The sequence below is a fragment of the Streptomyces sp. NPDC001410 genome (assembly GCF_042895235.1).
Taxonomy (GTDB): Bacteria; Actinomycetota; Actinomycetes; order Streptomycetales; family Streptomycetaceae; genus Streptomyces.
Map to the genome: position 1 here is coordinate 384,188 of NZ_JBIAWE010000005.1, position 20,724 is coordinate 404,911.

General features: G+C 72.2%; 18 protein-coding genes. 5 read left to right on the plus strand and 13 right to left on the minus strand.

Annotated elements, in window-relative coordinates; all coding sequences use genetic code 11:
• Nucleotides 1–22: 22 nt before the first annotated feature.
• Complete coding sequence (gene dapE, locus ACFY3C_RS13385; RefSeq protein WP_390770802.1) at nt 23–1,102, minus strand: succinyl-diaminopimelate desuccinylase; 1,080 nt, start codon at nt 1,100–1,102, stop codon at nt 23–25.
• 98 nt (nt 1,103–1,200) lie between these two features.
• Here dapE and ACFY3C_RS13390 point away from each other — a divergent pair, with 98 nt between their 5' ends.
• Both ACFY3C_RS13390 and ACFY3C_RS13395 read left to right on the plus strand, forming a co-directional pair.
• On the plus strand, nt 1,201–2,193 hold the full coding sequence (locus ACFY3C_RS13390; protein WP_390770803.1) for a heavy metal transporter: 993 nt from the start codon (nt 1,201–1,203) through the stop codon (nt 2,191–2,193).
• A 277-nt stretch (nt 2,194–2,470) separates the two neighbouring features.
• Nucleotides 2,471–2,938 (plus strand): ATP-binding protein, encoded by a 468-nt coding sequence (locus ACFY3C_RS13395; RefSeq protein WP_390770804.1) that lies wholly within the window; start codon nt 2,471–2,473, stop codon nt 2,936–2,938.
• A gap of 643 nt (nt 2,939–3,581) precedes the next feature.
• Here ACFY3C_RS13395 and ACFY3C_RS13400 read toward each other — a convergent pair.
• Both ACFY3C_RS13400 and fdxA read right to left on the minus strand, forming a co-directional pair.
• Complete coding sequence (locus ACFY3C_RS13400; RefSeq protein ID WP_386578175.1) at nt 3,582–4,679, minus strand: bifunctional succinyldiaminopimelate transaminase/glutamate-prephenate aminotransferase; 1,098 nt, start codon at nt 4,677–4,679, stop codon at nt 3,582–3,584.
• A gap of 135 nt (nt 4,680–4,814) precedes the next feature.
• Complete coding sequence (gene fdxA / locus ACFY3C_RS13405) at nt 4,815–5,132, minus strand: ferredoxin (protein ID WP_004926152.1); 318 nt, start codon at nt 5,130–5,132, stop codon at nt 4,815–4,817.
• A gap of 140 nt (nt 5,133–5,272) precedes the next feature.
• Here fdxA and ACFY3C_RS13410 point away from each other — a divergent pair, with 140 nt between their 5' ends.
• Together ACFY3C_RS13410 and ACFY3C_RS13415 are read left to right on the plus strand one after the other, a co-directional pair.
• Nucleotides 5,273–6,379 (plus strand): GNAT family N-acetyltransferase, encoded by a 1,107-nt coding sequence (locus ACFY3C_RS13410; protein WP_390770805.1) that lies wholly within the window; start codon nt 5,273–5,275, stop codon nt 6,377–6,379.
• A 29-nt stretch (nt 6,380–6,408) separates the two neighbouring features.
• On the plus strand, nt 6,409–7,275 hold the full coding sequence (locus ACFY3C_RS13415) for a tetratricopeptide repeat protein (RefSeq protein WP_386578173.1): 867 nt from the start codon (nt 6,409–6,411) through the stop codon (nt 7,273–7,275).
• 27 nt (nt 7,276–7,302) lie between these two features.
• Here ACFY3C_RS13415 and ACFY3C_RS13420 read toward each other — a convergent pair whose 3' ends face one another.
• The 9 genes from ACFY3C_RS13420 to ACFY3C_RS13460 all read right to left on the minus strand — a co-directional run bounded on the left by ACFY3C_RS13420 (nt 7,303) and on the right by ACFY3C_RS13460 (nt 16,205).
• On the minus strand, nt 7,303–7,917 hold the full coding sequence (locus ACFY3C_RS13420; RefSeq protein WP_386578172.1) for a response regulator: 615 nt from the start codon (nt 7,915–7,917) through the stop codon (nt 7,303–7,305).
• A gap of 24 nt (nt 7,918–7,941) precedes the next feature.
• The gene (locus tag ACFY3C_RS13425) at nt 7,942–9,120 is read right to left on the minus strand and encodes a sensor histidine kinase (RefSeq protein WP_390770893.1); all 1,179 of its coding nucleotides are present in this window, start codon (nt 9,118–9,120) and stop codon (nt 7,942–7,944) included.
• A 5-nt stretch (nt 9,121–9,125) separates the two neighbouring features.
• A complete protein-coding gene (locus tag ACFY3C_RS13430) occupies nt 9,126–9,866 on the minus strand; it encodes an ABC transporter permease (protein ID WP_386578171.1) in 741 nt (246 codons plus the stop codon).
• Nucleotides 9,863–10,792 (minus strand): ABC transporter ATP-binding protein, encoded by a 930-nt coding sequence (locus ACFY3C_RS13435; RefSeq protein ID WP_390770806.1) that lies wholly within the window; start codon nt 10,790–10,792, stop codon nt 9,863–9,865. Before ACFY3C_RS13435 ends, ACFY3C_RS13430 begins: the two co-directional genes overlap by 4 nt.
• Before the next feature lie 131 nt (nt 10,793–10,923).
• Nucleotides 10,924–13,260 (minus strand): hypothetical protein, encoded by a 2,337-nt coding sequence (locus ACFY3C_RS13440; RefSeq protein WP_390770807.1) that lies wholly within the window; start codon nt 13,258–13,260, stop codon nt 10,924–10,926.
• Nucleotides 13,261–13,415: 155 nt separating this feature from the next.
• Complete coding sequence (locus ACFY3C_RS13445; protein ID WP_390770808.1) at nt 13,416–13,832, minus strand: DUF6113 family protein; 417 nt, start codon at nt 13,830–13,832, stop codon at nt 13,416–13,418.
• Nucleotides 13,829–14,707, minus strand: coding sequence for an N-acetyl-1-D-myo-inositol-2-amino-2-deoxy-alpha-D-glucopyranoside deacetylase (mshB, locus tag ACFY3C_RS13450; RefSeq protein ID WP_390770809.1), 879 nt, complete (start codon nt 14,705–14,707; stop codon nt 13,829–13,831). The genes ACFY3C_RS13445 and mshB overlap by 4 nt, the downstream gene beginning before the upstream one ends.
• 9 nt (nt 14,708–14,716) lie before the next feature.
• Entirely contained in the window at nt 14,717–15,271 is a 555-nt protein-coding gene (locus ACFY3C_RS13455) for a Uma2 family endonuclease (protein ID WP_390770810.1), read from the minus strand.
• Nucleotides 15,264–16,205, minus strand: coding sequence for a helix-turn-helix domain-containing protein (locus tag ACFY3C_RS13460; RefSeq protein WP_390770811.1), 942 nt, complete (start codon nt 16,203–16,205; stop codon nt 15,264–15,266). The genes ACFY3C_RS13455 and ACFY3C_RS13460 overlap by 8 nt, the downstream gene beginning before the upstream one ends.
• A gap of 376 nt (nt 16,206–16,581) precedes the next feature.
• Here ACFY3C_RS13460 and ACFY3C_RS13465 point away from each other — a divergent pair, with 376 nt between their 5' ends.
• The gene (locus ACFY3C_RS13465; protein WP_390770812.1) at nt 16,582–16,881 is read left to right on the plus strand and encodes an NIPSNAP family protein; all 300 of its coding nucleotides are present in this window, start codon (nt 16,582–16,584) and stop codon (nt 16,879–16,881) included.
• Nucleotides 16,882–16,889: 8 nt separating this feature from the next.
• On the opposite strand, the gene ACFY3C_RS13470 is transcribed toward ACFY3C_RS13465, so the two are convergent.
• Nucleotides 16,890–20,432, minus strand: a complete 3,543-nt coding sequence (locus ACFY3C_RS13470; RefSeq protein ID WP_390770813.1) for an AAA family ATPase — start codon at nt 20,430–20,432, stop codon at nt 16,890–16,892.
• Nucleotides 20,433–20,724 lie beyond the last annotated feature (292 nt).

Genomic DNA, 20,724 nt, shown 5'->3' on the forward strand with positions numbered 1-20,724 from the left:
ATGAAGCGGCGTACGGGAACCTTTACGCCGTGAGCCAGGTGCGCAGCCGTTCCTCGCCCGCCAGGATCTTGGCCACCTCGACCCGCTCGTCGCGCTTGTGCGCCAAGTGCGGGTTGCCGGGGCCGTAGTTGACGGCCGGAACGCCGAGCGCGGAGAAACGGGAGACGTCCGTCCAGCCGTACTTGGGCTGCGGGGTGCCGCCCACCGCCTCGATGAAGGCGGCCGCGGCCGGGTGGGAGAGGCCGGGCAGCGCGCCGGAGCTGTGGTCGTCGACGACGAACTCCGCCACACCGCAGTCCGCGAACACCTCGCGGACGTGCGCGATCGCCTCCTCCTCGGTGCGGTCGGGGGCGTAACGGAAGTTGACGCTCACCACGCACTCGTCCGGGATGACGTTCCCGGCGACTCCGCCGGTGACACGGACCGCGTTCAGGCCCTCGCGGTACTCCAGGCCGTCGATGACCGGGTAGCGGGGCTGATAGGAGGCCAGCCTGGCCAGGATGGGGGCCGCCGCGTGGATGGCGTTGGAGCCCATCCAGCTGCGCGCCGAGTGGGCCCGCTCGCCGGTGGTCTTCAGCAGGACCCGCAGCGTGCCCTGACAGCCGCCCTCGACCTGGCCGTCGGAGGGCTCCAGGAGGACCGCGAAGTCGCCCTGCAGCCAGTCCGGGTGGGCCTCGGCGACGTGCTTGAGGCCGTTGCGCTCGGCGGCGACCTCCTCGTTGTCGTAGAACACGAAGGTCAGGTCGCGGTTGGGCGCGGGGACCGTGGCCGCGATGCGCAGCTGCACGGCCACGCCGGACTTCATGTCGCAGGTGCCGCAGCCCCAGAGCACGCCGTCCTCGTCCAGCCGGGACGGCACGTTGTCCGCGATCGGCACGGTGTCGATGTGGCCGGCCAGGATGACCCGCTCCGCGCGGCCCAGGTTCGTCCGGGCGATCACGTTGTTGCCGTACCGGTCGACGGTGAGGTGCGGCAGGGCGCGCAGGGCGGTCTCGATCGCGTCCGCGAGGGGCTTCTCGGCGCCGCTCTCGGAGGGGAAGTCCACGAGTTGCGCGGTGAGCGCGGCGGCGTCCAGCGTGAGGTCAAGCGAGGTGTCGGCCATGGCCTTGACCCTAGCGCGCACGCACGCCGGGTTTCGGTGTGCGCTGCACCCGGTGGACCCGGCGTGAGGGGCGGGGAGGCCTCCAGTACCTTGTACGCGTGCCAGAGCCGTCCCCCACTCGCCCCAAGCGCCGCGGCCGCCTCGTCCGTATCGGTGCGGCCCTGTTGGTCCTGTCCGGCGTCGCCGCCTATCTCGTGGTGCAGTACGTCACCGGAGGCCCGGGCGCGAGAGGCTGCAGGGTGGTCTCCGGCGCCGGTGACGGGGCGTCGTACGAGTTCACGCCCGAGCAGGCGGTGAACGCGGCGACGATCGCCGCCGTCGGCACCGGGCGGGGCATGCCCGAGCGGGCGGTGACCATCGCGCTGGCGACCGCCATCCAGGAGTCGGGGCTGCGCAACATCGAGCACGGCGACCGGGATTCCCTGGGCCTGTTCCAGCAGCGGCCCTCGCAGGGCTGGGGCACCGAGCAGCAGGTCATGGACCCGGCGTACGCGGCGGGCATCTTCTACGCGCACCTGGCCAGGGTGCCCGACTACACCGACCTGCCGCTGACGGTGGCCGCGCAGCGGGTGCAGCGCAGCGGCTATCCGGAGGCGTACGCCAAGCACGAGCCGGACGCCACGCTGCTGGCGGCCGCGCTGACCGGGCACGCGGCAGCCACCCTGACCTGCGACGGGCGCCCGGAGGGTACCGCCGAGGCGACCGGGCCCGACGCGGTACGGGCCGCGCTGGTGCGGGACTTCGGGCGGGACGCGCTGCAGGAGACCGGAGCGGAGGTGGGCGGTACGGAGGTTCCGTCGCCGTCGCCCTCCCCGAGCGTGACCGCGACGGCGCACGGGCGGACCGTGACCGTGCCGGTGCCCGAGGGCCGCAGGACGGACGCCGGCGGGCGCGACGAGCGGGAGCGGGGCTGGCAGCTGGCGCAATGGGCCGTGGCCAACTCCTCGTCCCTGCACATCCAGCGGGTGGCGTACGCGGGGCGGGAGTGGGCCGCCGGGAGCAACGGCGGTCAGTGGCGCACGGCCGGCGCGCAGGGGACCGCGGGGGCGGAGAAGTCCGCGGGGGCGGTCCGGATCATCACCGGACAGTAGTGCGGGGGCTCACTCGGCAGGGTTGTACGGCTTCGGGGTGGGCGTGTTTTCCCGCGGGTTTCGGCGTGGATTCGGGATGCCTTGGAAATCAAGGGCTGTAAGGATTCTGCGGGATCGCACAGTGGCGCTCTTTGCCCGTTTTTATCCACAAACGATAATGCGATGCGTTATCCATTCTTTACCTTTGGCCTCCGCAACCTTCGTCGGCTTCGAGTCGGTAGTCACGGCGTCCGAGTCCGGACACATTCACCGTTCTCCACCCGTCGAATGGAGCATCATGTCCCTCCCTCTGACCCGCCGGATCGCCCGTGCCGCGCTGCTCGTCGCAGCGGGAGCGGCCGCCGGGGTCGGTGCGGCCGGCTCTGCCGGCGCGGCCACGAACCTGCCGACCGCGCCCGCGAACCTCGGCGGTGTGTCCGCCCTGGACGGGGCGCACGTCGGTGACACCGTCGACGGTGCGGCGCAGAACGTCACCGATCTGGCGGGTAACGCGGGCAGCAAGGCGGTCAAGCAGGCGGTGCCGGCCGCGGGCAAGACCGGCGGTGCTGCCGTGAAGAAGGCGACGCCTGCGGTGCAGAAGGCCGCGGGGGACGCGACCGGGACTGCGGGGGGTGCCCTCGGGGACACCGCGTCCGGTGTGACGAAGGGTGGGCTGCCGACGGAGTCTCTCACCAAGGGTGGGCTGCCGACGTCGTCCCTGCCCACGTCGTCTCTGCCGACGAAGGGTCTGCCGCTGGGCGGCTGAGCGCCTGGCTTCGACGGCCGACGGGGTCCAGGAGTTCCTGGGCCCCGTCGGCTTTTGCGTGCCTACGTCGGCAAGGGCCGGGCGGTACTCAAGCCGTGCCCGGCACTGCAGGCCGCGCCCACCCGTTCCGCCCTGCGGAACGACTGCCCACGGCGGGGGCGGCGCCAGCGGCCGGGAGGGCGGTGGCGGCGCCAGCAGGGGCGGGAACGACTGCCCGCGGCGGCGGTGGCGGCAGCAGCAGCGGCTGGGAGGGCGGTGGCCACGGCAGCCAGTGGCGTGGCGGGAGCGACGGCAGCGGCTGCAGGGCGGGAGCGACCGCAGCGGCCGGGAGAGTGGGGACGGCGGCAGCCACTGTCGGGGCGGGAGCGACCGCAGCGGCTGCAGGGCGGGAGCGACCGCAGCGGCTGGAAAGGCGGTGGCCGCGGCAGCCACCGCCATGGCGGAAGCGACGGCAGCGGCTGCCGAGGCGGAAGCGACCGCAGCGGCCGGGAGGGTGGCGGAAGCCGCGGTCGGGGCAGGAGCGACCGCAGCGGCCGGGAGGGTGTGGTGGTGGCAGCAGCAGCCGCTGCGGTGGCGGCAGCGGTGGCGGCGCCAGCGGCAGCGGCAGCGGCAGCGGCAGCGGCAGCGGCAGCGGCAGGGGTGGTTACCTCGTCAGGCGGGCTGCTGCTGTGCGGACGCGTTCGTCCGTTGCTGTGAAGGCCACTCGTACGAAGTTCTTGCCTGCCTCGCCGTAGAAGTCGCCCGGGGCCACGAGGATGCCGAGGTCGGCCAGGTGGGACACCGTGGTCCAGCAGGACTCGTCGCGGGTTGCCCAGAGGTAGAGGCTGGCCTCGCTGTGCTCGATGCGGAAGCCGTGGTGCAGGAGGGCTTCGCGGAGCAGGGCGCGGCGGGCCGCGTAGCGCTCGCGCTGGACGTGGACGTGCTCGTCGTCGCCCAGGGCCGCGACCGCCGCCGCCTGCGTCGGCGCCGAGGTCATCATGCCGCCGTGCTTGCGGATCTCCAGGAGGGGCCCGAGGACCGCCGGGTCGCCGGCCACGAAGGCGGCGCGGTAGCCGGCCAGGTTGGACCGCTTGGAGAGGGAGTGGACGGCGAGGATGCCGTCGTAGGAGCCGCCGTTGACGTCGGGGTGCAGGACCGAGACCGGGTCGGCCTCCCAGCCCAGCTCCAGGTAGCACTCGTCGGAGACGAGCAGGACGCCGTGCTCGCGGGCCCAGGCGACGATGCCGGTCAGCTCGTCCTTGGAGAGGACCTTGCCGGTGGGGTTGGAGGGCGAGTTCAGCCAGAGGAGCTTCAGGTTCGCCGGGTCCAGCTCGCGCGGGTCGTCGTAGACCTCGTAGTCCGCGCGGGCCAGGCGGGCGCCGACCTCGTACGTCGGGTATGCCAGGCGCGGGTAGGCCACCTTGTCGCCGGGGCCGAGGCCCAGCTGGGTCGGCAGCCAGGCGACCAGTTCCTTGGAGCCGACGATCGGCAGGACGTGGCGGTGGGTGACCGCGCGGGCGCCCAGGCGGCGCTCCAGCCAGCCGGTGATGGCGTCACGCAGCGCGGGGGTGCCCCAGACCGTCGGGTAGCCGGGCGAGTCGGCCGCGTCGACCAGAGCCTTCTGGATCAGTTCGGGGACCGGGTCGACCGGGGTGCCGACGGACAGGTCGACGATGCCGTCCGGGTGCGCGGCGGCCGTCTTCTTGTACGGCTCAAGCTTGTCCCAGGGGAACGTCGGAAGACGGTCGGAGACTGCGGACACGGATCTTGCTCGCTTTCGTCGGTACGGCAAACGCCTCGGTCCCGCACGGCGCGATCAGGGCGATCAGGGCGTACGGGACCGAGGCGGCGCGGTTGGCGGGCCGCTGACCGCTGACCGCGGCCGCTCAAACGGTCACTAGGCCTGCGGCGGCAGCGCGGCGATGAAGGGGTGGTCGCGCTCGATCAGACCCAGCTTGCTGGCGCCACCGGGAGAGCCCAGCTCGTCGAAGAACTCGACGTTCGCCTTGTAGTAGTCCTTCCACTCCTCCGGAGTGTCGTCCTCGTAGAAGATCGCCTCGACCGGGCAGACCGGCTCACAGGCACCACAGTCGACGCATTCGTCCGGGTGGATGTACAAGGACCGCTGGCCCTCGTAGATGCAGTCGACCGGGCACTCCTCGATGCACGCCTTGTCCTTCACGTCGACACAAGGCTGCGCGATGACGTAGGTCACGCTGTCGTTCCTCCTCGATAGGGCGCTGGCGGGCCTCCATAGGCTCCGCCGCCTGGCGCGCGGGAGCGCGGCGTCGTCGATGCCCGCCCCTAGTATCTCCGTTCCGGGGCGTGATCCATACAGGAGGGGTGAACTGACCAGTGGAAATCTCGGCGAAAGGGCGCCTCGAGGTCCGTATCACCGCTGCTGACGTGGGAAAACGGGTCTCGGTACGGCGCTTGAGCGAACCTGGGGTGACGGAGGAGAAGTTCACCGACACGGTGGGTGTTCTCACATCATGGGACGACGGAGTGCTCATGATCACACGGCGGGACGGTCGGAGTGTCCGGATCCCGGAGTCCGTGCTGGTCGCGGGCAAGGTGGTGCCGGCTGCGCCGGCCCGCCGCCGGGGTCCGGCCGCGAGCTACCCGGAGCTGGCGCGGATCACCGCGCGCGGGTGGCGGCCGGTGGAGAGCGAGTCGCTCGGCGAGTGGGAGCTGCGGGCCGCAGTCCAGGAGGTGCCGCCTGCAGGGCGTCCGTGGGGGGTGGTGGCCGGGCGACGGGCGGGCTTCACGCGGCGGGCCAACAGTGTGCTGCCGCTCGGTGATCCGGGGCTTCCGCTCGATGCGGCGCTGGCGGCCGTACGACGCTGGTACGGCGAGCGCGGCCTGCCCGCCTATGTGCAGACCGCCACCGGCGCCGAGGGCACGCAGGAGCTGCTGTGCGCGGAGCTGGAGCGGCGCGGCTGGGTGCGGGAGGTGACCGCCGAGCTGTGGATCGGGGAGCTGGCGCCGGTCGCGGACCGGGCCGAGGGCGCCGGGGTGGAGCTGTCCCGGGAGGCGGACGAGGCGTGGCTCGCGCGGTACCAGCGCAAGGGGGTGAGCGAGGTGGCCCTGCGGGTGCTGGGCAGCGGGCCTTCGGTGTGGTTCGCGACCGCGCCCGGTGCGGCCGGGGAGCCGCCGGCGGCGATCGGGCGGTGTGTGGTGGACGGACGCTGGGCCGGTTTCGCCGCCGTCGAGGTCGATCCCGCCCGGCGACGGCAGGGGCTGGCCACCGAGGTAATGGCCGCGCTGGCCCGCCGCGCCCTGGACGAAGGCGCCTCGGCGGCCTGGCTCCAGGTGGAGGACGACAACGAGGCGGCCCGCGCCCTGTACGCCGACCTCGGCTTCGCCCCGCACCACGCGTACCACCACTACCGGTCGCCGGAGGAGAGCGGCGACGAGCGCCCTCACCTGGCTCCGGAGAACATTCGCGTCGAACGGTCGTAGGGATCGCTGTGGACGGGCATGAGCCAGGCATGCGGCACCGTTTCCTTCCGCCTCCGTATCCGCCCCCGCCGGAGCGGTCCGCCGAGGTGCGGCGGCGGTTCGGGGAGGAGGCGCGGTCGGAGCGGCCGGATCTGTCGGCGCTGTGTCTGCTGATCGGTGCCGAGGCGGACGGGACGCTGGACGAGGCCGGGATGGACGCGGCCCAGCTGGAGCTGGACCGGCTGGCCGGGCTGCTGCCGTACCGGCCGGGCGGGCCGTCGGCCTGGGCGCAGGCGCTGTGCCGGCTGCTGGGTGAGCGCTACGAGTTCCACGGGACCCCGTCCGACTACCAGCGGCTGGAGTGCTCGCTGCTGCACGAGGTGCTGCGGCGGCGGCGCGGGCTGCCGATCCTGCTGTCGGTGGTGTGGATGGAGGTGGCGAGACGGGCGGGCGCTCCGGTGTACGGGGTCGCGCTGCCGGGGCACTTCGTGGTCGGGTTCGGGGCGGCGCAGGAGCAGGTGCTGGCCGATCCGTTCGACGGCGGGAAGGTGCTGACCGGGGCGGATGCCGAGCTGCTCGTGGTGGGGGCCACGGGGGCGCCGCTGCAGCCGTCGATGCTGGTGCCCGCGACGCCTCTGGAGGTCGTACAGCGGATCCTGAACAACATCCGGGCGTGGGCCTCGGCCCGGCCCGAGCGGTCGGACGTCGCGCTGCGGGCCGTGGAATTGAGCCTGCTGATGCCCGCGCATCCGGCTCGGTTGCGCTACGAGCGGGGTCAGCTGCTGGTGCAGCGCGGTGAGTTCGCGGCGGGAGCCGAGGAGCTGGACACGTACGCCCACCTGATCGAGGTCGTCGACGAGTCGGCTGCCCGGAAGGTGCGGCAGCAGGCCCACACGGCCCGGTCGATGCTCAACTAGTGCCCAGGCAGGGGCAGGCACTGGCCCTCAGAGCCAGCCCTTCTCCCGGGCGATCCGCACCGCCTCCGCCCGGTTTCGTACCGCGAGCTTCTGGATGGCCGTGGAGAGGTAGTTGCGGACCGTGCCCTGGGAGAGGTGGAGGGCCTGGGCCAGCTCCGCGTTGGTGGAGCCGTCGGCCGCCGCGCGGAGCACCTCGCGCTCCCGGTCGGTGAGGGGGTTGGCGCCCTCGGCCAGCGCGGCCGCGGCCAGGGTGGGATCGATGACCCGTTCCCCGGACAGCACCTTGCGGACCGCGTCGGCGAGTTGGGCGGCCGGCGCGTCCTTGACGAGGAACGCGTCGGCGCCCGCCTCCATGGCGCTGCGCAGATAGCCGGGGCGGCCGAAGGTGGTGAGGACGACGAGCTTGACCGCGGGGTACTCGCGGTGCACCCGGGCCGCCGCCTCGATGCCGGTGCAGCCGGGCATCTCGATGTCGAGCAGCGCCACGTCGACGCCGTGCGCGCCGACGGCCGCCAGCACCTCGTCCCCGCGCGCGACCTGGGCGACGACCTCGATGTCGTCCTCCAGGCCGAGAAGTGCGGCCAGCGCCTCGCGGACCATCGACTGGTCCTCGGCCAGCAGGACCTTGATCGTGCTCGTCATGCCCCGGATCCTAGTGCCCCGGTACTAGTCCGCCGAGGCGGCCACCGGCACCCGGGCGACCAGCCGGAACCCGTGCTTGACCCGGCCCGCCTCCAGCGTGCCGCCGGCCTTCTCCAGGCGTTCGGTCAGGCCGGTCAGGCCGTTGCCCGGGCCGTTGCCGGGACCGCCGGATCCGTTGTCCTCGACGCAGAGTTCGAGGGCCGGGCCGTCCAGGGTCTGGCGGCGCAGGACCTGTACGACGCAGCGGTCGGCGCCGCTGTGCCGGACCACGTTGGTGACCGCCTCGCGCAGCGCCCAGGCGAGGGCGGACTCGGCCTCCCCCGCGATGCCGTCGAGGTCGGGTTCCCCGGGCACCTCAACCACCACCCCGGCGGCGGTCAGCGCGACCTGGGTGCCGGCGAGTTCGTCGGCGAGGCGGGGTCGGCGGTAGCCGGTGACGGCCTCGCGGACGTCGACCAGAGCCTGCCGGCTGACCCGTTCGATGTCGGCGACCTGCTGGGCGGCCTTGTCGGGGTGGCCGGGCAGCATCCGGCCCGCCAGCTCGCTCTTCAGCGTGATCAGCGAGAGCGAGTGGCCCAGCAGGTCGTGCAGGTCGCGGGCGAGGCGCAGCCGCTCCTCGTTGGCGGCGAGCTGGGCGACGGTGGCCCGGGCCTTGCGCAACTCGATGGTCGTCCGCACCAGTTGACCGACGCCGGTCATCGCGAACCCGATGAGGATCACCAGGAGGACCAGGCCGCGGGCCTCCTTCTCGTTGGAGTGCAGGCCGACGAGGTACAGCACGGCGCCGGACGCCGGGATGGCCCAGTAGGCCGCCCTCAGCGGCAGGGTGGCCCCGCAGGCGACCGACAGGTAGATGAAGAGGCCGAGCCAGGCGCTGCCGAGGGTGTAGGCCAGCAGCGGGGCGAGGACGCCGAGGATCGCGATCAGGGTGCCGACGACCCGCCCGGGGAACGGCCGCCCCATGTTGCGGAAGACCAGCGACAGATAGACCCCGACGAAGGCGGCGAGACCGATCGAGCCGGCCACGGTGGCTCCGGTGGTGTGGTGGCCGCCGACCAGGTCGTCGATCGGCTCGGCGAGGAACACCAGCCAGACGCCGATCCACAGCACCTTGACCACCAGCTCACGCCGGTTGCGGGGCGGCCAGCCGATCCGCACCGCGCGCTCCTGCCGCGCCTCGTCAGCCCATGGGTCTTCCGTCATGGTGCTCACGCCTTCAGCGTGTCCTTCCGGTACAGCCAGGCCGCGCCGCCCGCGAAGAGGACGAAGGAGACGACGAGGATGGCGATGTCCTGGGCTTGTGGGGCCTGGCTCTGCTCGATCGCCCGCCCCAATGCAGCGTACGCGTGCGTGGGGAGCCACTTGGCGATGTCCTGGAGCCACTGCGGGAAGGTGGTGGTCGGCATCCACAGGCCGCCCAGCATCGACAGGCCGAAGTAGGTGATCATCGTGATCGGGCGGACCGCGTCCCCGGTCGCGAGGTAGCCGATGGCGACGCCGAGCGCGGCGAAGACGAGGCTGCCGGCCCAGATGGCGCCGGTGAGGGCGAGCCACTGCCAGGCGTCGAGTCGTACGTCCTTCACGGCCGCGGCGACGACGAAGACGATGACGATCGACGGAAGGCTGACGACGGCCGCGCCGGCGGTCTTCGCGAGAACGTAGCCGCGCCCCGGGAGGGTGGTCAGCCGGAGCTGGCGTACCCAGCCGCTCTCGCGCTCCTTGGCGATGCGCTCGCTGTTGCCCATCAGGACGGCGGTCAGCGCGCCGAAGGAGGCCATGGAGACCATCATGTAGGTCGGCAGGGTGAGGCCGGAGCCGTCGATCTTCGTCTTGGAGTCGGCGTTGCCCGCGATGAGCAGGAACAGGGCCGAGGGGTAGATCACCGAGAAGAACAGGAACTTGCGGTTGCGCAGGGCGCGGGCGAGTTCGAGCTTGATCAGGCTGCTCATGACTGCTTGGCCTCCTCGGCCTCCGTGATGGCGACGAAGGCCTGCTCCAGGCCGAGGCCGGCGACTTCGAGGTTGCGGGGGTAGACGCCTAGGCCGTACAGGGCGTGGACGGTCGCGTCGGCGTCGGAGGACTGGATGCGGACGGTCTGGCCGGATACGTCGAGGGAGGTGAGGAAGGGCAGGCCGCGCAGGGCCGCCTCGTGGATGGTCCCCTCCAGGTCGAAGGAGACCCGGCGGGCGCCCGCCTTGGCCTTGATCTCGGCGGCGGTGCCGTCGGCGAGGAGGCGGCCGCGGTGCAGCACGAGCACGCGGTCGGCGATGGCGTCGGCCTCTTCGAGGTAGTGGGTGGCGAAGAGGACCGTACGGCCCTGGTCGGCCTGTTCCCGCATGGTGGCCCAGAAGGCCTGGCGGGCGGAGACGTCCATGCCGGTGGTCGGCTCGTCCAGGACGATCAGATCGCTGTCGCCCGCGGTGGCGAGGGCGAAGCGGACGCGCTGGGCCTGGCCGCCGGAGAGCTTGTTGACCTTGCGGTCGGCGATCTGCGTGAGGCTCGCGCGGGCGAGGACGTCGGCTGCCTTGTACGGCTTCGGGTGCAGCGAGCAGGCCAGCTTGACCAGCTCGGCGACGGTGACCTCGTCCATCAGCCCGCCGCTCTGCAGCATGGCCCCGACCCGCCCGGCGACGATCGCCTCGCGCGGGCTGGTCCCGAACACGCTCACCGTGCCGCCGTCGGCGTGCTTGAGGCCGAGGAGCAGGTCGAGGGTGGTGGACTTGCCGGCCCCGTTCGGGCCGAGGAGGGCGACGGTCTCGCCCGGGTACAGCCGGAGCGAGAGCCCGTCGACGGCTCGTACGCTCCCGTATGTCTTGGTCACCTGGTCGAACCCGACCACCGGGGTGGTGGTGGCCGGTGCCGCTGTCGTTGTCATGCCCACCATGCTGGCCGTGGGGGCCCTGGACGCGGCAGTGTCGGCGGTCCCGAGTGCCGGATGACAGATGTCATGCGGTTCGGGTGACACGCGCGCAGGGGGCGCCCGGTGGACGCCCCCTGCGGGGCGCGCTAACTCGGGTTCGTGTCGATGACGGCGACCCGGTTGGTCTTGCTCATCAGCGCCTGGCGCAGGGCGACGTAGACGTCCTGCGGCGTGACGGCCGTCTTCTTGCCGTTGGCCCGGGTGATCAGCACGCCGTCGAAGGCCTGGCCGTACAGCTGCTTCAGGGCCGCCAGGTCGGGCTTGTCGGTGAGCTTGCCGTCGGGCGTGGCCTCCACCCTGAGGAACTTCCACAGCGAGTTCTGCGGGCTCAGCGGGACCGAGTGCGCCGCGTCCGTCTGGACCGTGACGCGGGCCGACATCGCCGGTTCGGCGAAGGCCTTCATCTCGCGGTCGACCTCGGCGTTCGAGACCGTCGGCTGCTTGGTGGTCGTCGGCACGGCAACCGGGGTCGCCCTGTCCGTCTCCACCAGCGTGCGGTACGCCTGTTCGACCGCCTGGGTCGACCGGGCCGCGTCGATGGCCTTGCCCGCCTTGCCGTAGACGGCCACGGCCTTGCCGGCCTTGAACGTGATGCCGCCGTCGGCGACCGCGCCGGAGCCCGAGCCGCCGCCGGCCTGCTCGAGCGCGGCCTGGAGCTTCTCGTCGTCGACCGGCATGACCGGCTCGACCTCCCGCTTCTGGCCGAAGAGGGAGCCGATCACGGAGACCGGGTTGTAGTCGCTCTTCGCGGCCTCGCTCACGGTGCTCTGGAAGTCGAACTGCAGGCCCGCGTTCTGAGGCGTCAGGGACACCGTCCGGCCGCCCACGGAGAGCTGCAGCGGCTTGTTGACGCGGCTGCCGAAGGCGTCGTCGAGCTTCTTGACGGCCTCGTCGCGGGTGCCGCCGCCGATGTCGACGCCGAGCACGGTGGTGCCCTTGGGCACGTCGGTGTGGTTCATCAGCAGGCCGGCGCCGTAGGCACCGCCCGCGAGGACGAACACGCCGACGCCGAGCAGCACGACCTTGCTGCGGCCCTTCTTCTTCGGCTTGGCCTGGGCCTTGGGCTGCGGGGCCGGGTCGGGCAGCTTGGGCGCCGTGTGCGGCACCGGGCCGCCGGGGTTCGCGCCGGTGCCGAACGGGGCGTTCCCGGCGGACGGGACGACCGGGATGCCGCTGGTGACGGTGTGTCCGGAGACGTTGTCCGGGGCGCGGTAGCCGGGCGTGCCCGGTCCGGGGGCCGGCTTTTGCGGGGTGAGGATCGCGGTGTCGTCGCTGAGGCCGGCGCCGGGTGCCGTGCCGGGGCCGGGGAAGGCGCCGGTGGCGAGCGGACCGCCCTGGCCGGTCGGGCCGTTCGCGCCGCCGGGCAGCTGGTGACTGCCGGTGTCATAGCCGCCGGGCAGCTGGTGGCTGCCGGTGTCGTAGCCGCCCGGAGAGTCGAAGGACTCGCCGAGGTCCCGGTCCAGGTCGCTGAGCGAGCTGCGCGGAGCGGCCGGCGGGACGAACGGTCCGTCGCCGGTGACCGGTCCGCCGGTGGGGCCCGCGGGGCCCTGCGGGCCGCGGCCGCCCTGGCCGTTCGGCCCGTTGAAGCCGCTGGGACCGCCGGGGCCGCCGGACGCGCTCGCGCCGGGGGTGCCGGCGCCGATTCCGCTCGCGCCGCCGCTCTCCGCGAAGTACGGCAGGTCGTCGCGGCTCGGTTCGCCGCCGCCGGTCGCGCCGGGGCGGGAGCCGCCGCGCGGGCCCGCGGCCAGCGCCTCGGTCACGTCGAAGGAGCCGGTTCCGCCGCCGTGCCCCGGGGCCACGGGGCCGCCGGTGGCGCTGGGCAGGCCCGAGCCGTTCGTACCGCCGGGGCGGGAGCCGCCGGGCACGCTCATGGAGCCGACCACACCACCCGGGCGGCCGCCGCCGGGGCGGGTGCCGGCGGCACCCGAGCCGTTCGGACCGCTCGGCTGGGCACTCGGCTTGCTCGGCGCGGCGGCGGAACCGCCGGGCGTCCCGGCGCCGTTCGTGGCGCCGGCACCCGGACCGCCCTTGGGCGCGCCGGACTTGCGGGGCGCGAACCAGTCGCTGCGCTTCTCCTCGGCCTGCGAGGCGGGCTCGGCGGGGGGTTCGACGGCGCCGGTGGACTTCGCGGCGGCGGGGGCCGGCCGCGTGTCGACGCCGGAGTCGTCCGCGGCGGCCTCGCCGTCACCGACGGGCTTGCGCACGACGACCGGCGGGATGGGCCGGGATCCGGGGATGTTGATCCGGATCCGCGTCGTCAGCGTGGTCTCGGTCTTGCGCTCCTCGGGCGGGTTGGCCGAACGGCCCGCGTCCGCACCGGCGTCGGCAGCCATGGGGGTTCCGTACGGCGGCGTCCCCGAGGGGTATGCGGCTCCGCCGGACCCGTTGGGCCCGGAGGACGGAGTGTCAGTTTCACGACTCAAGGCAGGTTCTCCCGGTTGGCTCCGCCGCCCGTTACGACCTCAGCGGGCACCTCGGCGGCGCGCACCACCATACTGGCCACGTCTGGCGCGTATCCCATGACCGCTGCGGAAACCCACACCGGACTCGCACGCGCGCCGCACGGCGAAGTGGTACGTCACTTGCCAAGTCGGGCGGGACCGTCGGCGGGTTGCCGTCCGGGGGCAATGGTGGCGCAGATCACAGCGAGGGCCATGCCGCCGAGCAGGAAGAGGTAGGAGCCGACTCCCGCGCCGAACAGGAAGTCGCCCTCGCGGCGAGTGGAGGTGAGCAGGACTACGGTGACGATCCAGCCGGCCACCGGCGCGACCGCCCCGGCCCGCCCGCCGAGCGCGTACGCCCCGCCGAGGAACAGCCCGCCGGCGCCCGCGAGGGCGAGCAGCAGCCCGCCCGGGAACCAGGCGGCCTGGACCAGGGCTCCGGCGAGCCCGACGATCGCTCCGAGCAGGAACAGCCCGAGGTAGGCGGCCATCCGCCCGACCGGGGGCCGCTGCATCGGCTGGGCCAGCATCGAGCCGCGTCCGTCGGTGCTCATGACGCCTCCCCGGTGGCGATACCGTCGAAAAGGTCGGTCTCCCCCATTTCCCCCATCTCCCCGGGCTGCACCGGGCCGCGCACCAACTCGTAGTACTCAGTGGTGAACAGCGGCTGGGCGAGTTCGTTGGAGAGCGCGAAGTACGGCTCGGCCACCTCGATCTGGGTGACGTGGGCACGCATCGCGGCGGCCTTGGCGGCGGCGTGGGCGCTGCCGTCGATCGCGGTGGTGATCCGCTCGTCGTCGACCACACCGGGTACGTCGGCCAGCGAGGCGCTCTTCGCGAACGGGAGGCTCGGCAGCTCGTCCTGGAGGCGGGCGAAGGCGGCCTCGGCGACCGAGCGCGGGACGCGGTTCCAGTAGACCTTCTCGATCCGGTGCCCCTGCTCGGCCGCCAGCTCGACGGCCCGCATGGCTACGCGGTGGGCCTGGATGTGGTCCGGGTGGCCGTACCCGCCGTTGTCGTCGTACGCGACGAGGACCTGCGGGCGGACCTCCAGGATCACCTCGACGAGCGAGCCGGCGGCCTCGTCCAGGTCGGCCTGCCAGAAGCAGGCGGGGTCCTCGTTGTCGGGAATGCCCATCATGCCGGAGTCGCCGTAGCGGCCCGCGCCGCCGAGCAGCCGCAGGTCCGCGACGCCCAGCTCGCGCAGGGCGGCGCTCAGCTCGCCGCGCCGGTGTGCGCCCAGCGCGACACCGCTCAGATGCCGCAGCTCGGGCGGGATGACCTCACCACGTTCCCCCAGGGTGCAGGTGACCAGGGTCACATGGACACCCTCGGCCGCGTACCTGGCCATGGTCGCGCCGTTGTTGATCGACTCGTCGTCCGGGTGCGCGTGCACCAGCAGCAGACGCCGCTCGGGCAATTCCGTCATGGGGCCACCCTACGAGGCACTCGTCTCGTCCTTGTAGCGCGGCAGACCGTCCGTCGAGATCGTCCACTCGGCGATGGTGACGTCCTCGCCGTAGACGAAGTCCTTGCGGGTGGCGTAGCGGGGGCCGTCCGGGGTGGGGTGGATGTCGGTGAGGACGGCGCCGGTGGCGGTGCGGGGGTCGAAGATCGCGTAGACGGGGATGCCCATCAGGGGGTAGTCGCGCATCTTGGTGACCCAGTCGTTGTCCGGGTTGGAGCGGGACACGACCTCGATGGCGGCGATGAGAGTACGGGGATCGAAGGAACCCGCTCCTCCCATGTCCGCCTCAGCGATCACCATCACATCGGGGCGGCGCATGATGCCTTCGGCCGCGTTCTCCACGTCGGGCTTCCCGGTATGGGCCACGATCGCTTCCGGTAGCACCCTCTCCAGGAGCTTGCGGAGCCGCAGCGCCGTCAGCTCGTGCCGCCCGTTGGGCGACAGCATGTCGTGGACGATCCCTTCCTTGGTGATCTCGAACTTGCCGGGGAGGGTGTCGTCCATGTTCTGAACGAAGTCACGCATGGCCCGGTACCGATAGGCAGGGAGCGTCGCTTTCATGCTGGGCAGCCTCCAGGAGATCGGTTCGGCAGTCGCGGCAGCGGCCGGGGTGGGGTGCGCGGAAGGCTCGGTCGCACCCGTCGCAGGTCTGGAGCGGGTGCCGTACCGGCGGCGGGGCGGTGGGTGCGCGGAACGGCGGTGGGGGCGGCAGCTGGGCCGTGAGGCGGTGGGCCAACAGGGCTGCGGGGCGTCGCAGGCCCTCGGGGGGCAGGTCTGCGGTCAGCGCCTGCCTCACGGCGGTGGCGCTGACGTCGCGCTCCAGCCAGGCGGCGACGCCGGCGGCCAGGTGGGCCGTGTCGGCGGCCGAGAGGAGCAAGCATGGGTCATGGCGGCGCAGGTCCGCGAGGAGGTCGGAGGCGGTCTGCAGCAGGGCCGGGGCGGCGCAGGCGGACTGGGGTACGGCGGGGAGGGGTTTGCGGCCGGTGCGGGACGGGCGCTTGGCCGGTGCCGCCGCCGGGCGTACGGGGCGGCGGGCGGGGCAGCTGGACCTGTCGGGGTGACGCCGGGCCGCCGGCTGGTTGCAGGAGATCGTCCGGGTGACGATACGGCCGCTGGGGATGCGTTCGCGGTCGCGGCGGAGGTAGCCGTGGGTCTCCAGCTCGCGCAGCGCTGCGGCGATGCGGGTCGCTCCCTCGGGGAAGCGGGCCGCGAGGGTCTTGATGTCGACGCGGGCGCCCTTCGGCAGCGACTGGATGTGGCAGGCCAGGCCGATCGCGAGGAGGGAGAGGTCCGGGTGCTGGGTGAGGTGGTTGCCGATCACCGTGAAGCGGGTGGTGTGGCGGATGTTGTCGTGGATGAGCCCGCCGGAGTGCGCGGCCTGGTTGCCCCGGTTCGGGTGCTTGTTGCCCGCGATACGGGCCTGGGCGTGCGGCGGCACGCTAGGGTGCTCGGTACCCATCGGGAAGTCCTTACCTTCCTCGGTGGTCAGGCCCTCGCACTGGGATGCCAGTCCCGGCGGGGGCCGTCGCATGTCTGCGGTTGTGTTGCGCTGAGCGTAGAGCCGCCCGGGGCTGCGAAATCCAGCTGAATCAGGCATGTTCACCCGCCCGAGTGAGCGTGGGCCATGGGCGGGAGGGGTGGGCTTGGTGAGGTCCTTTCACCGTCCTGGTTCTTGGGAAAGAGCGCCCCTTGCGCCGGAGCACGGGCGATCGGGTTCCGGTGGCAGACGGACTTCGCTCGCGGTCGGCGTGCGTAGTCGGTAGGTGACAGGAACCATGTCGGCCCCTACGCCGGTTCATGGCATCCCAACCCTCCGCTCGGAGAGGATGTCTGCCATGCCGAAGACCACACAGTTGCGTACGTACACCGTCCGGGACGGCCTGCTCGACGAGTGGGTGGAGCGGTGGCAGGGGGAAATCGTGCCGCTGCGCCTGGAGTTGGGGTTCACGATCGGAGGAGCCTGGGTGGACCGGGAGCACAACCAGTTCGTCTGGCTGATCTCGTACGAGGGCCCAGAGACCTTCGCTGAGCGCAATGCGCTGTACTGGTCGTCGCCTGAGCGTGAGGCCATGGGCCTGAACCCGGACGACTACCTTGTCCGCACCGAAGAGCAAACGGTCGAGTTGGCCTACTGATCACACGGTCAGGCGGGGTCGAGCGGCAGCAGGTGCTGCCGCCGTTCCTCGTGCGTAAGGGCACGGAAAACCCTTCCTCGGGCGGTCGCCTCCAGCCGGTCGTAGTCCGGCTCGGCCCGCCACACGCGGGCAGTCCCGTCTGCTGATGCCGTGAGCAGCCGTGTGCCGTCCGAGGACCAGGTCACGGAGGTCACCCTGTCCTGGTGCACACCGACGACGGCGATTTCCTCAAGGCTGGCGGCGGACCAGACCCGTACGGTGCGGTCGTCGGCGCCCGTGGCGATGTGCCGGCCGTCGGGTGACCAGGCGACGGCGCGAAGCCGTCCCTCGTGGCCCTTCAGCACCTCGATGCGCCGTCCGGTGACGACGTCCCACACGGCGGCCGTCCAGTCGCCGGAAGCGGTGGCGATCCTCGTCTCGTCCGGAGACCAGGCCGCATCCTCCACGTAGTTGTCGTGGCCGCGCAGCACCGTGAACTGCCGCCCCTCCCCGATGTCCCACAGTCGGCACGTACGGTCGTCGGAACAGCTGGCGAGCAGCCGTCCGCTCGGCGACCATGCCACGCGACCCACCCAGTCCTGATGTTCTGTCAGTTTCAACAGCTCGGTCCCGTCCGGCGCGGACAGGACACGCACGGCGCCGTCGTGGCCGCCGGTGGCGATCCGGCCGCCGTTCGGAGACCACGCGCACCCCTCGACGACCTCGCCGCGTCGCTCGAACAGCGTGCCGCCGCGCCCGTCGACGATCCGGAACAGGCCGTCGTTGGTGCTGAACGCGAGCCGCTCCCCCTGCGGAGCCCAGGCGACGGCCCAGACCCGGTCCTCCGACTCGGTCACCGGTCCGGCCGGAACGCCGGTGACCGCGTCCCACACCCGTACGGTGCCGTCGTCCGAGGCAGTGGCGAACCGGTCGCCACTGCCGGACCACGTGGCCTGGTTCACCTGGCCTCGGTGTCCGTCGGCCAGTACGACCTCGGCACCACGCGGGCGCAGGTCCCACACCATGCCAGTGCTGTCGGTGGAGCTGGTGGCGAGCATGGTCCCGCAGGGCGACCAGCTGACGCCCCACACGGTGTCCGTGTGACCACGCAGCACAGCCAGGACCTTGGCGTCCTCGGTGCCGACGATGCGCACGGTGCGGTCGGAGGATGCGCTGGCCAGCATCCGTCCGTCCGGCGACCAGGCCAGGTTCCACACGTAGTCGGTGTGCCCTCGCAGCAACAAGCGCAGGTCGCCGGTCCCGGCGTCCCAGATGCGGGCGGTGTGGTCCCCCGAGCCGGTGGCGATGTGCCGTCCGTCCGGTGACCAGGCGATGCCCTCGACGAAGTCCGAGTGCCCGGTGAGCGTGATGGCCGCCGTCCCGGTCGTCAGGTCCCACACGATCGCCGTCTGATCGTGGGAGGCGGAGGCAAGGCGATTGCCGTCCGGAGACCAGGCCACGCCCCACACATCCTCGCCGTGCCCGTGAAGTTCGTGCACGATCCGCCCGGTGTCGGCCTCCCAGACCCGCACGATCCGGTCCTTGGAGCTTGCCGCGACATGCCGGCCATCCGGCGACCAGGCCACCTGCCTGGTGAGATCTCCGGCACCGGTGAGCAGCCGGACCGGCTCCCCCGAGGCTGCATCCCAGATCCGTACGACACGGTCACGGCCCGCGGTTGCCACCCTCGTCGAGTCCGGTGACCAGGCAACGGACTCGACCATGACGCCGTCGCACGGCAGCACCAGCAGTGTGCGTCCGGACCTCGCGTCGTGAACGCGGGCCGTGCCGTCCCTGGAGGCCGTAGCCAGCATGTGCCCGTCGGGGGACCAGGCGATGTGTCGGACGGTGTCGGTGTGTCCGTCGAGACGGAAGCGAAGGTGACTCGCCGCCAGCGCCGCCATCAGCCCGCGCCTGGCCGAGGGCGTGGGCGTGCACTCGCCGAGCGCGGCGAGCGAGAGCAGCAGAGAGCGCTCCGGTTCGCTCTCCGCGCTCAGCAGAACCTGACGGCCGATACTGTCGGAGACCCTGCTCAGGAAGGTCAGGTCGCGGCGCTGCGAGGATTCGACGAGCGCGCGGGCGGGGGCGGACGCCTGACCGGATTCCTCCAGTGCTTCGAGCCAGCGCCGGGCCGCCGTGAGGCGTTCCCCGGTGAGGAGGTAGTCGTCGCTGCGTCCGGCCCGCTCCCAGTCGGCCGCCCAGCGCTCCAGTTCGGCGCGCTCGCGGAGTCGTTCAGCCCACGCCTCGACCTCCTGCCGCAGCGGGGCCCACTGGCGGAACAAGGCCTCGTGCGTCACCTGTGCACAGGGCTCGCTGGTGGTCACAGAGCCGCCAACCGTGACGTCGGTGCGCAGCAGCCGTGCCTCGACGAAGGCATCGACGACATGGCGATCACGTTCGTCGAGTTCGGACAGCGGCACATGGCGGCGGGCCACGTCCTGCCCCTCGACGGTGACGAACCTGAGCAGGACACGCAGGACGGAGTCGATGCCCACACCCGCACCGAGCCCGGTCACGGTGTTGTCTGCCTGGCGCGCCAGCGCGCCGGGTACTCCGCCGAGCCGTCGGTACAGCTCTTCGGTCACCGTCCCGCCAGGGCCGGAGGCGTAGTACAGCTCCTGGAGGAGGTAGGCGAGCAGGGGTAGTGCGTCATCCGTCCCGGTCTCGCTCACGATGGAGTCGACGACTCCTGGCTCGAAGCTGAGGCCGACGAGGGCCCCGGGTCGCTCCACGACTTCGACGAGCTGTGCCCTGCCCAATGTGCCGATGGCGACTGGGTGTTGAAGGAGTTCCGCCTGTCCGGTGCCGAGGAGCCTACCGAGCAGGTCCACCCGGAGGGTGGCCAGTACGCGGACCGCCGGGTCCTGTTCCACACAGGTACGCAGCGCTTCGAGGAACTGGGCGCGTTCACGCTCACCCGCCAGGGTGACGATCTCCTCGAACTGGTCGACCACGAGGAGTATCCGCCGGAACCGGCCACCACGCAGCCGGGACAGCTCGGCTCGCAGCGCGTCCGGCCCCTGGCGCAGCCTGCGCAGTACGGCGCTCGCCGGCTCCTGCCCATCGGCGGCGGCCGCCAGCGCAGCCGCGAAGGCGCCGAGCGGGTTGGGGCCGGGGACGAAGGCCGGTACAACGGTCCAGCGGCGTTCCCGAAGCCGAGGCATCACGCCAGCCCTGACCAACGAGGACTTTCCGCTTCCGGACGCCCCGACCAGCAGCAGGAACCGCTCTGCGGGGCGGGTCGCGGTGGCGTGCAGCCTGCGCGTCAGTTCAGCGGCCTGTGCCTCCCGGCCGAAGTAGACGGGCGCCTCGTCCTCGTCGAACGCATCGAGGCCCGGGTACGGAACCCGCTCACGCGGCCACTCGATCCGGGGCGGCGCGGGATTCTCCAGCCGGTAGACGACGACCTGCCCGACCACAAGTGCCACGATCAGCACGCCGATGGCGGGAACGGAGAACCGCTGAATCGCCTCCAGCACCCAAGGTGCCTTGTCCGTGCTGGTCGCGTAGTTGGTGGCGATCCCGAGTAAGCAGGCGACCAGCGCCAGCATGATTTGGAGCACGACCTGCATGCGGTTCCTCATCGGACACCACTCACGACCGTGTCGCCGCCCACCGGCACCGCTCAGCCCCCGTTCCACCGGCCTCGAAGCGCCGGCACCGCGTCATTCGCCCCGGGCCCTCTGCACCGGTGGGGTGGGGCGCTCATGACCATCTTCTGGGGCTTCGCAGGCGTGTTCAACGGTGCGCACGGGTTTCAGCCATGCTGGGTCAGGGCTCTCCCGCCCCGGCGTGAACCGGTGAGGGCAGGCCGCAGGCGGGAGGGATGGGGTTTGGTGGGGTTCCTTTCCCCCGTCGTTCTTT

Bases quoted from the DNA above. Each gene is read 5' to 3' on its own strand.
- dapE (WP_390770802.1), bottom strand. From the start codon at position 1,102: ATGGCCGACACCTCGCTTGACCTCACGCTGGACGCCGCCGCGCTCACC.
- ACFY3C_RS13470 (WP_390770813.1), bottom strand. From the start codon at position 20,432: ATGCAGGTCGTGCTCCAAATCATGCTGGCGCTGGTCGCCTGCTTACTC.
- ACFY3C_RS13420 (WP_386578172.1), bottom strand. From the start codon at position 7,917: ATGACGAGCACGATCAAGGTCCTGCTGGCCGAGGACCAGTCGATGGTC.
- ACFY3C_RS13425 (WP_390770893.1), bottom strand. From the start codon at position 9,120: ATGACGGAAGACCCATGGGCTGACGAGGCGCGGCAGGAGCGCGCGGTG.
- ACFY3C_RS13460 (WP_390770811.1), bottom strand. From the start codon at position 16,205: ATGGGTACCGAGCACCCTAGCGTGCCGCCGCACGCCCAGGCCCGTATC.
- ACFY3C_RS13465 (WP_390770812.1), top strand. From the start codon at position 16,582: ATGCCGAAGACCACACAGTTGCGTACGTACACCGTCCGGGACGGCCTG.
- mshB (WP_390770809.1), bottom strand. From the start codon at position 14,707: ATGACGGAATTGCCCGAGCGGCGTCTGCTGCTGGTGCACGCGCACCCG.
- ACFY3C_RS13435 (WP_390770806.1), bottom strand. From the start codon at position 10,792: ATGACAACGACAGCGGCACCGGCCACCACCACCCCGGTGGTCGGGTTC.
- ACFY3C_RS13445 (WP_390770808.1), bottom strand. From the start codon at position 13,832: ATGAGCACCGACGGACGCGGCTCGATGCTGGCCCAGCCGATGCAGCGG.
- ACFY3C_RS13455 (WP_390770810.1), bottom strand. From the start codon at position 15,271: ATGCGTGACTTCGTTCAGAACATGGACGACACCCTCCCCGGCAAGTTC.
- ACFY3C_RS13430 (WP_386578171.1), bottom strand. From the start codon at position 9,866: ATGAGCAGCCTGATCAAGCTCGAACTCGCCCGCGCCCTGCGCAACCGC.
- ACFY3C_RS13415 (WP_386578173.1), top strand. From the start codon at position 6,409: ATGCGGCACCGTTTCCTTCCGCCTCCGTATCCGCCCCCGCCGGAGCGG.
- ACFY3C_RS13395 (WP_390770804.1), top strand. From the start codon at position 2,471: ATGTCCCTCCCTCTGACCCGCCGGATCGCCCGTGCCGCGCTGCTCGTC.